This is a genomic window from Shewanella sp. S1-58-MNA-CIBAN-0166 (assembly GCF_040310085.1).
In the GTDB taxonomy this organism is placed as follows: Bacteria; Pseudomonadota; Gammaproteobacteria; order Enterobacterales; family Shewanellaceae; genus Shewanella.
The window spans coordinates 16,031-29,482 of record NZ_JBEOPN010000035.1 but is presented as its reverse complement, the minus strand read 5'-3'; the positions used below and the strand labels follow the sequence as shown (position 1 = coordinate 29,482).

Below are 13,452 nucleotides of genomic sequence, written 5' to 3'. Positions count from 1 at the left end.
AATAAGGAGCTAAACATGTCATTAGAACGAAATATTATGGCCTTTGCCGGCTTTATGGTTTTATTATCTCTTGTGTTAACCGCAACAGTTAGTCCACATTTTGTCTGGCTTACTGTATTTGTCGGCGCTAATCTATTTCAGAGTGCTTTTACAGGCTTTTGTCCTGCTGCGATGATAATGAAAAAGTTCGGCGTCAAAACTGCAGCTGAAATAGCCTTAAATAAATAACAAGGAAATTATCGTGTTTAAAAAATCTATGCTGCTGTCTATTCAATCTATCTTAGCGATGTTGGTCTTATTAGCGGCATCGCTTATGCCTACTTGGGCTGCAGAGCAAGAGTCTAGCGTTGCTTGGGAAAAAATAGACCGCGGTGTCACATTAATTGATGTGCGCACTGCTGAAGAGTTTGCTGCTGGACATATTGACGGTGCGATTAATATTCCATTTGAGATTATCGTCCCAGAGTTGGCAAAGCTCAATATCGATACAGACGCCGAAGTGGTTCTTTACTGCCGCAGCGGCAACCGTAGTGGTATTGCACAGGAATCATTAGTTAAACAGGGTTACACCAATACCTATAATGCGGGTGGTTTTGATAGCTTAATATCAGCACGATAACCTCACTAACAATCTAAAACCACACATTTGCAACTGTGGTTTTATTAAGTAAATACAATAGTTTATCGTATTGACATCCTCTTCATCTCAATACGATAAACCTTACCGCTTTCGCTCCCTACATTTTTCCTGTAAAAAAATCTTTACATTTAATATTAGATAATTATTTATTAGCATAAAACGGATCCGTTTATGCACTTTCTAGTTAAGCGCTTTCATAAAGTTAACTCCATTAAAGCTCGAAAGATAACATTCTACCAACTCGAGTTGTAAGTGAATGTTAAGTCATGGTTGGTGAATAAAAACTCAAATAAATCCGTTCTATAACACCAGTTACTTGACAACAAACATTAACAACTTGTTTACACCAGGCAAAAATGTGGTTACCTTTTAGACAGATAGGCAAAATAGCTTATCTGTAAAAAATAATTATAAAAGACATTACGTCCCACCCTGATTAACATGGAAGATAATATGAAAAAGCATAAAAACCCAACGGTCGTGCTTAGCATGACAGCACTCGCTTTGGCTATTTCAACTCAAGTAAACGCAGCACCAACCCCGTCACAACTCTCTGCAACTAATCAACAGATTGAACAACAATCACCTTTACCTAAACGATATATCGTTAAGTTCAGAAATGATAATGCTGCTCAGACTCTTAATGGCAATGCCGCTGTGCAAAATGTGAATGTTGAAGCCGACAACAGCATGGATTACGAGCCTCGTTCTAACGAAGTATTTACCCAGTTTAGAGCTTTGAACAGCGTAAAGGCACGAGAAATGAAGCGTGTAGGTCGTAGTAATAGCTACTCAGTTAAACTCGATTCTCCCTCTCTTAAAGCATTACGTTTGCGTCAAGATGTTGAATACGTGGAAGAGGATTTACCCCGTAGACTGCTTGCGGAAACAACACCTTGGGGACAAACCTTTGTTGGTGCGACCGTGTTAAGCGACAGCCAAGCAGGTAATCGTACTATCTGTATTATTGATTCTGGTTATGACCGTAGCCACAATGATTTAAGTGGTAACAATGCAACCGGGACCAATAACTCAGGTACAGGTAACTGGTATCAACCAGGTAATAATAATGCCCATGGTACTCACGTAGCAGGTACCATTGCCGCAATAGCGAACAATGAAGGTGTGGTCGGGGTTATGCCTAACCAGAATGCCAATATTCATGTTGTAAAAGTGTTTAACGAAGCCGGATGGGGCTACTCATCGTCTTTAGTCGCTGCTATTGATACCTGTGTTACTTCAGGTGGTGCAAACGTAGTCACAATGAGTTTAGGTGGCAGTGGTTCAACCACAACTGAGCGTAATGCATTAAATGCTCATTATAACAATGGGGTGCTATTAATTGCAGCGGCAGGTAATGCTGGCGACAGTAGTTATAGCTACCCAGCATCTTATGATAGCGTAATGTCTGTTGCTGCGGTTGACAGCAATCTTGATCATGCCGCTTTTTCACAGTATACAGACCAAGTTGAAATTTCAGGTCCTGGCGAGGCAATTCTATCAACGGTTACCGTTGGCGAAGGTCGTTTAGCCGATATAACTATTGGCGGTCAGTCATACTTTAACAATGGTGTAGTGCCGCACAACCGTTTAACCCCGTCAGGTACTAGCTACACTTCGGCACCAATTAACGCAAGTGCAACAGGAACCTTAGCGGAATGTACTGTAAATGGAACCAGTTTTAATTGCGGTAGCATGACCAATAAAATCTGTCTTGTTGAGCGTGTAGGCAACCAAGGCTCAAGTTACCCTGAAATAAACTCGGTTAAAGCCTGTAAAACAGCCGGTGCCAAAGGTGTCATTGTATACAGTAACACTGCACTACCAGGGTTACAAAATCCTTTCCTAGTGGACGCTAATAGTGAAATTCTGATTCCGTCTATGTCTGTTGATCGAGCTACGGGGCTTGCACTTAAAGCCAAGTTGGGTCAGTCAGCCACTGTGAGTAATCAAGGCAATCGAGATTATGAATATTACAATGGCACCTCAATGGCAACACCGCATGTGTCAGGCGTAGCAACATTAGTGTGGAGTTACCACCCAGAGTGTAGCGCCAGCCAAGTGCGTGCGGCATTAAATGCCACAGCAGATGACTTAAGCGTTGCCGGTCGTGATAACCAAACTGGTTACGGGATGGTTAATGCAACAGCAGCAAAGGCTTATCTAGACGAATCATGTAATGGTCCAACCGATCCAGGTACAGGCTCTGGTGACAGCGTACTTGAAAAAGGCGTGGCAAAAACGGGCCTAGCTGGCGCTAAAAACGATGAATTATATTTCTCGTTAGACGTTCCTGCAGGCGCGACAGACTTAAGCTTCACTATGAGTGGTGGCACTGGCGATGCTGACTTATATGTGCAGTATGGCGCATCACCTACCAGCAGCAGTTACGACTGTCGTCCATGGAAAGGTGGTAATGCAGAGTCTTGCCCAATTGCGACGCCTCAATCTGGTACTTACTATGTGATGCTACAAGGTTATAGTGCATTTAGTGGTGTAAATTTAGTGGCTAACTACACCGCTGGTAGCACTGGTGGCAGCAACACAGGCGGCCCAGCGAGCTACAACAATACCGGAAATTATACGATTCCAGACAACAACACTAGTGGTATCACTAGCCCTATTACTGTTAGCCGCACTGGCGATTCAGGAACGGTATCAGTGTCTATTGGAATTATTCATACTTATATTGGTGATTTAAAAATCCAGTTAGTTAGCCCAACAGGTCAAACTGTTGTACTGCATAACAACACTGGTGGTGGAACCGATAACCTAACCCAAACTTATACGGCTAATATGGCAGGTGTAGAATCAAGTGGTGTATGGACATTAAAAGCAGTTGATAATGCGAGACAAGATACTGGATATATTGATACTTGGAGCTTAAGCTTCCAGTAATATTATTTCGTTGATTACAAAAATAGCCACATTATGTGGCTATTTTTATTTCTGATGGATTAACTTTTTAACAGTTAGCAGACTAATAATTAAAAATCTAATAGTGAGGTTGTGTTGTTTGCAACACGGCAGGCTGCTGAATATTGGCAATCACTTCAAATATAGATGCAAATGAGTTTGGTGTACTCACATCGACAGCAAGCTTTAATCGGCGAGCAATATCATTAGCAGATAGCACACCACGAATAGCATGATTAGATCGGTCAACCACTAAACAATGTTGCTGTCCTGCTGATTGTAATGTCTCAATAACATCACCAATACGAGCATAACTTAAATCTTCAAAATCAATCGCTTTCAGATCTTCTTTAGGGATCATAAAATCTGCAACACTTAAATGCTCACGCTGATGACCAGCTGCAACACGTTTTAATATTTCTTGATTATGTAAAGACTCAAAGCTGATTAGGCCAATAAACTTATCTTTATCATCTATGACTAATTTAAGACGTACATGCGACTTCTGCATTAAGTGCTCGACCTTAACCGCCGACGTGCTCGATTCTATCACCATAGGCGTCACTTTCTTAAAATCAGTAAACACATTTAACGCTGAATATAGTACTGAGATATCTTCATGGGCTTCTGGTGAAGTTAATTCATCAATTTTTTCTACTGGGTATAGGGCTAATTTCTTCACAATAACATCCTTAATCAACAACCATCGCGAAACGTGAAACATCATATTTATTAATGATTTATAATTTATTGTGATGTTCACTGCATGATTTGATTATCTGCCTGTGATTTTATTAGTACAAGACCCATTTGATTAAATTTAATTAATTTTTGATAAATTAAGGTTAAATTCACTTTACTGTGATCGTAAGTATGATAGAAAAATGTGATAGCAAAATGTGATAGCAACCCAAATAACGTAAATACCACTACTTTAACGGTTCAGGCTCTATTAACACGCTATTATTTGCATCCGACAACCACACTTGCCCTTCGCTAAGACTAACTTGTAACGCCATATTTCGATTAACAAATACATCCATTTGTTTCACCGCATCTTCTGGAAAATTAATCACAGTTAAATTATCGTAGCGAGCAAACGCTTGCTGGTTCTGCTGCCACCAAATAGGCACACTTCGGCCACCATAAGTATAAAGAATAACGTGTTTTGACCGACCACAGGCTTTTCTCAGCCATTTCTCATCAGCTTGACCAAACTCAACCCAAAGATCGATTTCACCACTCAGATTTTTATCCCAAAGTTCAGCTTCATCATCAACACATAACCCTTTACTAAACACTAAAGTTTCGGATGCATTAATGGCAAATGCCAGTAAACGCACCATCATGCGCGTATCGGTTTCGGACGGATGTTGGGCTAAGGTAAACTGATGATCGGCATAATAATGACGGTCCATATCTGCAATCTGCAGCGAGACTTTAAAAACGGTAGCTTTAGCAGCCATAAAAGGTTCCAACAAGTATAAAAAAACCGAGTCTACTACAAAGTAGACTCGGCATAATAGGACATCGTACTTATCCGGTTAAATAGCGCCAGGGCGTAGATGTTTAGCCATTGGAAAATGCGCACTTAACTGGGCGACTTTTGCAACAGAAGACACTATCAACATACGAGATCCATGTTCATATTGATGAGTGATATCACTTAACAATGGCACCGCTTCTCTGCTTGCGTCTCGCCTTAATAATTCATTAATCTCACTATCAAGCGCACTATCACTGTAAACCACGTCTAATGTCTGTAACAGCGGCATTGCTGCAATAGGGAGTAAATGTGCCGGCGTATCCTCGGTTAACAAAAGAATCTCACCTTTAACACTAAAGTCTTCAAAAGACTCAAGGTAACGTTGTTCTGTTAATGCATCGAATTTATCTTGGTTAGTGGTAAAAAAACGTTCCCAAAATAAACGTCTATCTTTGCCTGCTAATAATTTATGTTGTACTTCCTCGCGCTTGCTGGCAACAAAATCAAATAAAGGCGCTAATGATGACGGTAGCATAGTTTCGAGGCGTGAACGGATGGTTCGAGCGAAAACAGGTGCGGCACCAGCTGTACTTATCGCAACCACTAACCGGCCTCTATCCACTATCGAAGGCGTAATAAATCGACAAAATTTAGGATTATCGACCACATTCACCCAAATCCCCCGCTCTGTGGCCAACTGCGCAAAATCCATATTCAATTGCTCATCGGCAGTAGCAAGGTAAATGATATCCACATTGGCAATATCATCAGCACATACTTCACGACGAGACAGCTGGATCCGCCCCTGCGTATAATAGTTTTCAATATCATTGGCAACCGTCGGCGCTATGACATGAATATGAGCATCCGTACGAGACAACAAATCGAGTTTACGTGTGGCAACTTCACCAGCACCAACCAATAAGACCTTCAAACCTTGAGTATCGACAAACAAAGGGAAATATTGCATTAATCTACTCAGTCTTCAACGATAGGGAATTGATGTTGTATCCAAGCACGGTAGCCACCAACCATTGAGGCAACTTGCGTATAACCCATAAGTTGTAAATTATAGGCAGATAATGCTGCACGCTGGCCTGCGCCACAATAAAGTAATATTGGAGTATTTTTATCCGGAAAACGATGCTCTATATCACGTTCAATAATGCCACGACTGAGGTGTTTTGCATTAGGTAAATGCCCTTGTAACCATTCGTTATCTTCTCGCACATCAATTAATTGCCATTGATCTTGTTGTTGATATTGCTCAATGGTTAACAAGCTAACATGTGGCATAACAGAATCGACCAAACTGGCGAATGCTGGAGAGGGTTGCATAGCGTTTCCTTAAGTTAGTTAAATCACTCATTTGTGACAAATTAGCACTACATACGTCATAAACCTAAAAGTAGTTTAATCATTAGAGTCTATTGGATTTTTGAAAGCAATTTTGCTGCAGTTAGTGGCAATTTACTATAACGAGGAGTTTATGATGGTGTCATTTACATGAATAAGCGCTAATTGCGCCGAAATAAGCCACATATGCAATCCTAGTGGCTCAACTAAACGGGCGCATATTTATAAACTAGGCTCTTTATTACTAAACGTAAATTGACTTAGACACTTTTCGTCTAATATTTACGTCGCGATTAAACCCCGTTTATGTTGAATAATATGTGGTCATGAAAGAAGGCTTTCAACGTTAAAAAACCATCATACGGGTTTATTCGTTATGCATTTCACTTCTTTGCGAACTACATTGCCAACACAATTCAAAACTGCCTTCGTTTATTTCATGGCATTGGACACATTGCCATTGAGGCTGTTCAATATCGAGTGAATCGAGTAAGGTTTGCGCAGTGACAAGTTGATTGTCTGCTACCCATAATTCTACCGTTTGCATTTCAATCGGTAAACCGCCTACACCACCAATGAGTGCTTCACCTTTAAGATCAACTTCAATTCCACTGGTTTCCAGTAGCCCTTTCCATGTGTGAGCCTGCAGTAAATTACCACCGGCTAATAATACTTTTCGTTGTTCCATGCGTTATCCTACTGCATTGCTCTTGCTGGCAAATTTGTTTCATCCTACTGCCTCTACCAAAATCTGTCGAGTGTTGTTTATAAATTGGACATTTGTCATAGACAATGATTATGTTAACTTTATATGAACTCTTCGCATTTAATAACATCATAAGCAGGGCTCTACATGACAAAAATAGTCTTAAAAGGTGTATTTCAAATCACCGCTTGGAATGAATCGGCATATGCTGAACACGGCAATAACAGCAAACAAACCATTGCCGAAATTACCCAAACGTATTCTGGTGATATCAATGGTTCAGCTCAAATTCGCTATGTAATGTCATATCAAAATGGGGAGGCTGCGGTATTTGTTGGAATGGAGCACTTAACCATAAACACGCCAGAAATATCCGGCACCATAGTGTTACAACATAATGGGGTATTCTCGCAAGGTGTTGCACAAAGCCAATTCAATGTAATAGCTGACTCGGGTACCGATAACTTGCATCAATTTATCGGCCACGGTGAGTTTACCTCAACCGAAAACGGCCAAGCAGATTACCTCATCACTTTGCATCATGACTAAAATAACCATTTCTCGTTTAGAGACTAATATCGGTACATTTAGAGTATCTGGGAAGATGATGGTAACTTCACTGATGTTTATCAGTGTTGATATACTCGGCAGTGATGGGTGGGAAGCGCTGATGATCTACCCACAAACCCAATGGCACAAAACTTTGATGGCTGCCTGTGAAGTGCATTTAGCAGAACAACAGAACATAACTAAGGCATAAAAAGAAACCCCAGCAAGCTGGGGTTTCTTTTTAGCGATAAAGATTAATAATACTTATTAAGGCATCATTGAAGGTTGATCAGCACCTTCTTTCTCAATCTCTACCGGTAACATATGCTCACGGTTGATACCCAATTTAATGGCTAAATAACTTGCCACGTAAATCGATGAGTATGTACCAACAAAAATACCGAGTAGCAATGCAGTCGCAAAACCATGGATCATTGTGCCGCCTTTTAAAAACAGCGCAATAACGGTAATTAATGTAGTACCTGTAGTAATAACAGTACGACTCATGGTCTGAGTGATTGAGGTATTCACAATCTCTACAGGGGTGCCTTTACGCATTTTAAGGAAGTTTTCACGGATACGGTCATACACTACGATGGTATCGTTAAGTGAGTAACCTACAACTGTTAATAAACCTGCCAATACGGTCAAGTCAAACTCAAGCTGTAATACCGAAAATACCCCTAAGGTCACAATAACGTCATGGGCTAGCGCCGCTACAGAACCTGCAGCTAAACGCCATTCAAAACGAAATGATACATAGATAAGAATACAGATTAAAGCAACAATAACGGCTAAGCCACCCTGCTCCGCTAATTCCTTACCTACTTGTGGCCCAACAAACTCAACACGCTTTTGAATCACGCCTGAATCAATTGACTGCGCAGCAGTTAATACTGCTGCAACCTGGACATCACTTTTTAACTCATTTCTTACCGGTAAACGCACCAATATATCGCGGCTTGAACCAAAGTTCTGTACTACCGCACCTTCAGCTTCAGCTGTGGTCATGGTCGCACGTAAAGCATTCAAGTCAACAGGTGCTGAAAACTCCATTTCAACAACCGTACCGCCGGTAAAATCTAAGCCCCAGTTAATGCCTTGTACGCCTAGCGATACAAAAGAAGCAATAACTAAGATCAACGACATTACACTAATAGGAAGTGCATGACGAAGGAAGTCGACTGTTTTCTTTACTGAAAATATTTGCAACATATTCAACTTCTCCCTTAGATAGACAATGACTTAACGCGCTTACCACCCCAAACCGCATTCACGATTGAGCGTGTGCCAACTATGGCTGTAAACATCGAAGTCGCGATACCTATCATTAAGGTAACAGCAAAGCCTTTAACCGCACCGGTACCGACAGCAAACAAGATTAACGCTGTCATAAAAGTGGTGATGTTAGCATCTGCAATGGTTGAAAAAGCATTACCATAACCTTCATGGATAGCTTGTTGTACGCTGCGACCGCCAAGAAGTTCTTCACGGATACGTTCAAAAATAAGTACGTTACCGTCAACCGCCATGCCCACCGTTAATACCATGCCCGCAATACCTGGCAAGGTTAATACCGCACCTGGGATCATAGACATCACACCAACAACCATAATTAAGTTTGCCATCAATGCAAGGTTGGCAATAAAACCAAATGCACGGTAGTAAACCATCATAAATACAAGAACAACAACCATGCCCCAAATCATCGCTTGAACACCGTTTTGGATGTTTTCAGCACCTAAGCTTGGGCCAATAGTTCTTTCTTCCACAATGGTCACTGGCGCGATCAACGCTCCTGCACGTAATAATAACGCTAGGCTTTGTGCTTCAGTATGCTCAAGACCGGTAATGACAAAATTACGACCTAAACGAGCCTGAATCGTCGCAACTGAAATAACCTCTTCAATACGAGTCATTTTCACTGTGCCATCAGGATTACGTGTACCACTGTCTTTATATTCGATAAACAATGTTGCCATTGGTTTACCGATATTATCTTTGGTGACGTTAGAGAAAATCGAGCCGCCTTTCGCGTCAAGATTAATCGCTACCTGTGGACGGCTGTATTCATCAAAAGTAGGTTGTGCACCAGTGATATGATCACCCGTTAGCATCACTTCTTTTTTCAATACGGCAATCCCGCCTTCACGGCGTTGGTACACTTCTGCACCTGCTGGAACACGACCATTTGCTGCTGCACTTACGTCGGCTTTATCGTCAACCATACGAAATTCAATCGATGCCGTAGCACCTAAAATTTCTTTTGCACGAGCTGTGTCTTGTACACCAGGCAGTTCAACAATAATGCGCTCAGCGCCTTGACGTTGTACTACAGGCTCAGCAACACCCAACTCGTTAACACGGTTACGAATAGTGGTAATGTTTTGCTGTAATGCTTCTTCCTTAATTTGCTTAAGGTAAGCATCACTCATGGTAGCAAGAAGCATAAACTCATTACCGCTACTCGCGTCGGTATAGGTCATGTCATTGCTGCGAGTTTTTAAATAAGTCTCAGCTTGGTCAACAGTTTCAGCATCTCGAAACTTAATCGCAATTCCTTTAGGGGTTTTACGAATACCAGCATAACGAATTTTTTCTTCACGAAGCTGGCTACGGAAATCAGCTATCTTAGCTTCTTCCATTTTACGAATAGCTTCGCCCATATCCACTTCCATTAAGAAGTGAACACCACCACGTAAATCTAAACCTAATTTCATCGGCGACCCACCAACAGCTTCAAGCCATTCAGGGGTTGCCGGAGCTAAGTTTAACGCAACGGTATATTTCTGACCAAGCAGCTCAGCGATAGCTTCTTTAGCCACCAACTGCTGCTCAGGATTTTGCACTCGGACCAATAACTGACCATTTTCAAGCTCGGCACGCTTTACGGCAATACCCTGACTATCTAATAAATCAACCACAGTCGTTTGTGTCGATGCAGTCACTTCTGCGCCGCGAGTTGCGACAATCTGCACTGCATGATCTTCACCAAACAAATTTGGTATTGCATAAAAACTACCAATGGCGATGACAAGCATCACCATGATGTTTTTCCACATTGGGTATTTATTTAACACACCATAGCCCTCTTGGCTTTATAACGACTGGATAGAACCTTTAGGCAATACCGCTGCGATGTAATCCTTTTTAATCGTGATTTGGTTGTTATCATTAATCGCTAATAACACATAATCACTTTCTTCACCGATTTTGGTCACTTTACCGAGAATGCCACCACTGGTTAACACTTCATCACCTTTTGAAATCGACGCCATTAGGTTTTTGTGCTCTTTTACACGCTTTGACTGTGGACGGAAAATCATGAAGTAAAAGATTAATCCAAACATGACTAGCATGAAAATTAACTGCATGGTTTCGCCACCGGCTACACCACTGATTGGGCTTGCATATGCATTTGAAATAAACATAGTTCTCTCTTCTTATTAGCTAAAATTAAACGATTAACTCAGGTACTTCACGACCAAAACTGGTATAGAACTCCTTAACAAAGGCGTCTAATGTACCTGTCTCAATTGCGCCGCGCAAACCTTCCATCAACATTTGGTAATAACGTAAATTATGGATGGTGTTTAAACGCGCACCTAGAATTTCATTACAACGATCTAAATGGTATAAATAAGCACGTGAATAGTTTTTACAAGTGTAACAATCACACTTAGGATCTAATGTTGCTGTGTCATCACGGTGACGTGCATTACGAATTTTAATCACACCTTCACTGGTAAATAAATGGCCATTACGGGCATTACGTGTTGGCATTACACAGTCAAACATATCCACACCACGACGAACACCTTCGACTAAATCTTCAGGTTTGCCTACGCCCATTAAATAGCGCGGCTTGTCAGCAGGAATTTGCGGACAAACATGCTCTAAAATACGGTGCATGTCTGCTTTAGGCTCGCCAACAGCTAAACCACCTACGGCATAACCATCAAAACCTATGTCTAAAAGACCCTTTACGCTCTCGTCACGTAAATCTTCAAATACGCCACCTTGAATAATGCCAAACAAAGAGTTGGGGTTTTCTAAACGGTCAAACTCATCACGTGAGCGCTTAGCCCAACGCAGTGACATTTGCATCGACTTACGTGCTTCGTCATGTGTCGCTGGATACGGTGTACATTCATCAAAAATCATCACCACGTCAGATCCTAAAGAATCCTGAATTTGCATTGATTTTTCTGGGTCTAAGAAAATCTTTTCACCATTGATCGGTGAACGGAAATGCACACCCTCTTCAGTAATTTTACGAATGTCACCTAAACTAAACACTTGGAATCCACCCGAGTCCGTTAGAATAGGGCGTTGCCAATTCATAAAATCGTGCAAATCACCGTGTTTACGCATGATCTCTTCGCCAGGACGTAACCATAAATGGAAGGTGTTGCCCAATAAAATGTCGGCTCCAGTAGCGCGCACTTCTTCAGGCGTCATACCTTTTACCGTACCGTAAGTTCCAACAGGCATAAATGCTGGTGTTTCTACAGTGCCACGATCAAAAATAAGACGTCCGCGACGTGCACGACCATCAGTTGTATCTAATTCAAATTTCATAAATCACCTTGCCAGATAAACAGTCTGACTCGTTTAGTTTCTATAGTAATGAGGGCAAATTTTAATGCTTCAAGGTTACTGACACATTAAATCAAAAAAACGCCCACTATTGTGGGCGAGTATTTTAAATCAAATTCATTGCCTACGGGGCTTTTTTCGTCACAAACATCGCATCGCCATAGCTAAAAAAGCGATATTTTTGCGTAATCGCATGTTGATAAGCATTCATGACCGCTTCATAACCTGCAAAAGCACTCAACAGCATGATTAATGTTGATTCTGGTAAATGAAAATTAGTGACCATGGCATCAACAACTTTAAATTGAAAACCTGGGTAAATAAAGATATCGGTATCACCACTAAAGGCTTCAAGCGGACCTTCTCCACTCGCGCGTGCTGCGCTTTCTAATGAACGCACTGAGGTTGTGCCGACGGCAACAACACGATTTCCAGCCGCTTTAGTAAGCGCAATTAGGTCAACAACCTCTTGTGGAACATTAGCCCATTCTGAATGCATCTTGTGCTCAAGCACATTATCGACTCGTACTGGCTGGAATGTACCGGCACCGACATGCAAAGTCACAAAGGCAATATTAACCCCTTTGGCTTTTAAATCGGCTAGCATGGCATCATCAAAGTGTAAGCCTGCTGTAGGTGCAGCTACAGCACCTGGCGTTTGGTTATACACTGTTTGATAACGTTCTTTATCAGCATCTTCATCTGGACGATCAATGTAAGGAGGCAGTGGCATATGGCCAACGTCTTCAAGGACTTCTAATATGGTTTTATCAGACAGTAACTCAAGCTCAAACAAAGCATCGTGACGAACCAACATTTTCATTTGGTAGCCGCCGTCTAAGTCGATAATCGTATCCACTTTAGGCGATTTTGAACTGCGAACATGGGCTAGAATACGTTTATCGTCGAGCATACGTTCAACGAGAATCTCAAGCTTACCGCCAGTCGACTTTTGACCAAATAAACGCGCAGGTATGACTCGGGTGTTATTAAACACCATCAAGTCTCCAGGATTGATCAGATTGAATAAATCAGTAAACTTTTTGTCGGCAAGCTCACCGTTTTCGCCACTTAATGTGAGTAAACGCGAAGCATTGCGTTGTGCTGTCGGATAGCGAGCAATCAGCTCATCAGGTAGGTCGAATGAAAAATCTGCAACACGCATAGTATGATCTCAACAGTAAAAACGGCCGCTAGTCT

General features: G+C 41.5%; 15 protein-coding genes. 5 read left to right on the top strand and 10 right to left on the bottom strand.

Features of this window, described 5'->3' with window-relative positions; translation table 11 throughout:
* Nucleotides 1–15 precede the first annotated feature (15 nt).
* The 3 genes from AAEY99_RS17970 to AAEY99_RS17960 all read left to right on the top strand — a co-directional run bounded on the left by AAEY99_RS17970 (nucleotide 16) and on the right by AAEY99_RS17960 (nucleotide 3,538).
* Entirely contained in the window at nucleotides 16–228 is a 213-nt protein-coding gene (locus AAEY99_RS17970) for a YgaP family membrane protein (RefSeq protein ID WP_101086581.1), read from the top strand.
* 13 nt (nucleotides 229–241) lie between these two features.
* Nucleotides 242–619 carry a rhodanese-like domain-containing protein gene (locus AAEY99_RS17965; protein WP_101086580.1) on the top strand — a complete coding sequence of 126 codons (378 nt, stop codon included), beginning with the start codon at nucleotides 242–244 and terminating at the stop codon, nucleotides 617–619.
* A 474-nt stretch (nucleotides 620–1,093) separates the two neighbouring features.
* Complete coding sequence (locus AAEY99_RS17960) at nucleotides 1,094–3,538, top strand: S8 family serine peptidase (protein WP_335692871.1); 2,445 nt, start codon at nucleotides 1,094–1,096, stop codon at nucleotides 3,536–3,538.
* Between the two features lie 97 nt (nucleotides 3,539–3,635).
* Here the strand turns inward: AAEY99_RS17960 and AAEY99_RS17955 are convergent, their stop codons facing one another.
* From AAEY99_RS17955 to AAEY99_RS17935, 5 genes are all read right to left on the bottom strand, one after another.
* A complete protein-coding gene (locus AAEY99_RS17955; RefSeq protein WP_351011448.1) occupies nucleotides 3,636–4,238 on the bottom strand; it encodes a CBS domain-containing protein in 603 nt (200 codons plus the stop codon).
* 247 nt (nucleotides 4,239–4,485) lie between these two features.
* On the bottom strand, nucleotides 4,486–5,022 hold the full coding sequence (locus AAEY99_RS17950) for a YaeQ family protein (RefSeq protein WP_351011446.1): 537 nt from the start codon (nucleotides 5,020–5,022) through the stop codon (nucleotides 4,486–4,488).
* Nucleotides 5,023–5,100: 78 nt separating this feature from the next.
* Complete coding sequence (locus AAEY99_RS17945) at nucleotides 5,101–6,012, bottom strand: precorrin-2 dehydrogenase/sirohydrochlorin ferrochelatase family protein (protein WP_101086576.1); 912 nt, start codon at nucleotides 6,010–6,012, stop codon at nucleotides 5,101–5,103.
* Nucleotides 6,013–6,020: 8 nt separating this feature from the next.
* Nucleotides 6,021–6,380, bottom strand: a complete 360-nt coding sequence (locus tag AAEY99_RS17940; protein ID WP_162023543.1) for a rhodanese-like domain-containing protein — start codon at nucleotides 6,378–6,380, stop codon at nucleotides 6,021–6,023.
* Between the two features lie 385 nt (nucleotides 6,381–6,765).
* On the bottom strand, nucleotides 6,766–7,086 hold the full coding sequence (locus tag AAEY99_RS17935) for a putative signal transducing protein (protein WP_101086574.1): 321 nt from the start codon (nucleotides 7,084–7,086) through the stop codon (nucleotides 6,766–6,768).
* Between the two features lie 165 nt (nucleotides 7,087–7,251).
* Between AAEY99_RS17935 and AAEY99_RS17930 the strand changes: the two genes are divergently transcribed.
* Both AAEY99_RS17930 and AAEY99_RS17925 read left to right on the top strand, forming a co-directional pair.
* A complete protein-coding gene (locus tag AAEY99_RS17930) occupies nucleotides 7,252–7,653 on the top strand; it encodes a DUF3224 domain-containing protein (protein ID WP_335692865.1) in 402 nt (133 codons plus the stop codon).
* A 55-nt stretch (nucleotides 7,654–7,708) separates the two neighbouring features.
* Nucleotides 7,709–7,864, top strand: a complete 156-nt coding sequence (locus AAEY99_RS17925) for a hypothetical protein (RefSeq protein WP_351011445.1) — start codon at nucleotides 7,709–7,711, stop codon at nucleotides 7,862–7,864.
* A gap of 56 nt (nucleotides 7,865–7,920) precedes the next feature.
* Here the strand turns inward: AAEY99_RS17925 and secF are convergent, their stop codons facing one another.
* The 5 genes from secF to queA all read right to left on the bottom strand — a co-directional run bounded on the left by secF (nucleotide 7,921) and on the right by queA (nucleotide 13,417).
* The gene (gene secF, locus AAEY99_RS17920; RefSeq protein WP_101086571.1) at nucleotides 7,921–8,868 is read right to left on the bottom strand and encodes a protein translocase subunit SecF; all 948 of its coding nucleotides are present in this window, start codon (nucleotides 8,866–8,868) and stop codon (nucleotides 7,921–7,923) included.
* 14 nt (nucleotides 8,869–8,882) lie between these two features.
* Nucleotides 8,883–10,733 (bottom strand): protein translocase subunit SecD, encoded by a 1,851-nt coding sequence (gene secD, locus AAEY99_RS17915; protein WP_059744418.1) that lies wholly within the window; start codon nucleotides 10,731–10,733, stop codon nucleotides 8,883–8,885.
* An 18-nt stretch (nucleotides 10,734–10,751) separates the two neighbouring features.
* Nucleotides 10,752–11,084, bottom strand: a complete 333-nt coding sequence (gene yajC / locus AAEY99_RS17910; RefSeq protein WP_011638150.1) for a preprotein translocase subunit YajC — start codon at nucleotides 11,082–11,084, stop codon at nucleotides 10,752–10,754.
* 25 nt (nucleotides 11,085–11,109) lie between these two features.
* Entirely contained in the window at nucleotides 11,110–12,234 is a 1,125-nt protein-coding gene (gene tgt, locus AAEY99_RS17905; RefSeq protein WP_011638151.1) for a tRNA guanosine(34) transglycosylase Tgt, read from the bottom strand.
* A gap of 142 nt (nucleotides 12,235–12,376) precedes the next feature.
* Complete coding sequence (gene queA, locus AAEY99_RS17900; RefSeq protein WP_351011443.1) at nucleotides 12,377–13,417, bottom strand: tRNA preQ1(34) S-adenosylmethionine ribosyltransferase-isomerase QueA; 1,041 nt, start codon at nucleotides 13,415–13,417, stop codon at nucleotides 12,377–12,379.
* Nucleotides 13,418–13,452 lie beyond the last annotated feature (35 nt).

Excerpts from the sequence above, each read along its gene's own strand:
- AAEY99_RS17935 (WP_101086574.1), bottom strand. The coding sequence starts at position 7,086 with ATGGAACAACGAAAAGTATTATTAGCCGGTGGTAATTTACTGCAGGCT.
- queA (WP_351011443.1), bottom strand. The coding sequence starts at position 13,417 with ATGCGTGTTGCAGATTTTTCATTCGACCTACCTGATGAGCTGATTGCT.
- AAEY99_RS17930 (WP_335692865.1), top strand. The coding sequence starts at position 7,252 with ATGACAAAAATAGTCTTAAAAGGTGTATTTCAAATCACCGCTTGGAAT.
- AAEY99_RS17925 (WP_351011445.1), top strand. The coding sequence starts at position 7,709 with ATGATGGTAACTTCACTGATGTTTATCAGTGTTGATATACTCGGCAGT.
- AAEY99_RS17945 (WP_101086576.1), bottom strand. The coding sequence starts at position 6,012 with ATGCAATATTTCCCTTTGTTTGTCGATACTCAAGGTTTGAAGGTCTTA.
- tgt (WP_011638151.1), bottom strand. The coding sequence starts at position 12,234 with ATGAAATTTGAATTAGATACAACTGATGGTCGTGCACGTCGCGGACGT.
- AAEY99_RS17970 (WP_101086581.1), top strand. The coding sequence starts at position 16 with ATGTCATTAGAACGAAATATTATGGCCTTTGCCGGCTTTATGGTTTTA.
- AAEY99_RS17940 (WP_162023543.1), bottom strand. The coding sequence starts at position 6,380 with ATGCAACCCTCTCCAGCATTCGCCAGTTTGGTCGATTCTGTTATGCCA.
- yajC (WP_011638150.1), bottom strand. The coding sequence starts at position 11,084 with ATGTTTATTTCAAATGCATATGCAAGCCCAATCAGTGGTGTAGCCGGT.
- secF (WP_101086571.1), bottom strand. The coding sequence starts at position 8,868 with ATGTTGCAAATATTTTCAGTAAAGAAAACAGTCGACTTCCTTCGTCAT.
- AAEY99_RS17960 (WP_335692871.1), top strand. The coding sequence starts at position 1,094 with ATGAAAAAGCATAAAAACCCAACGGTCGTGCTTAGCATGACAGCACTC.
- AAEY99_RS17950 (WP_351011446.1), bottom strand. The coding sequence starts at position 5,022 with ATGGCTGCTAAAGCTACCGTTTTTAAAGTCTCGCTGCAGATTGCAGAT.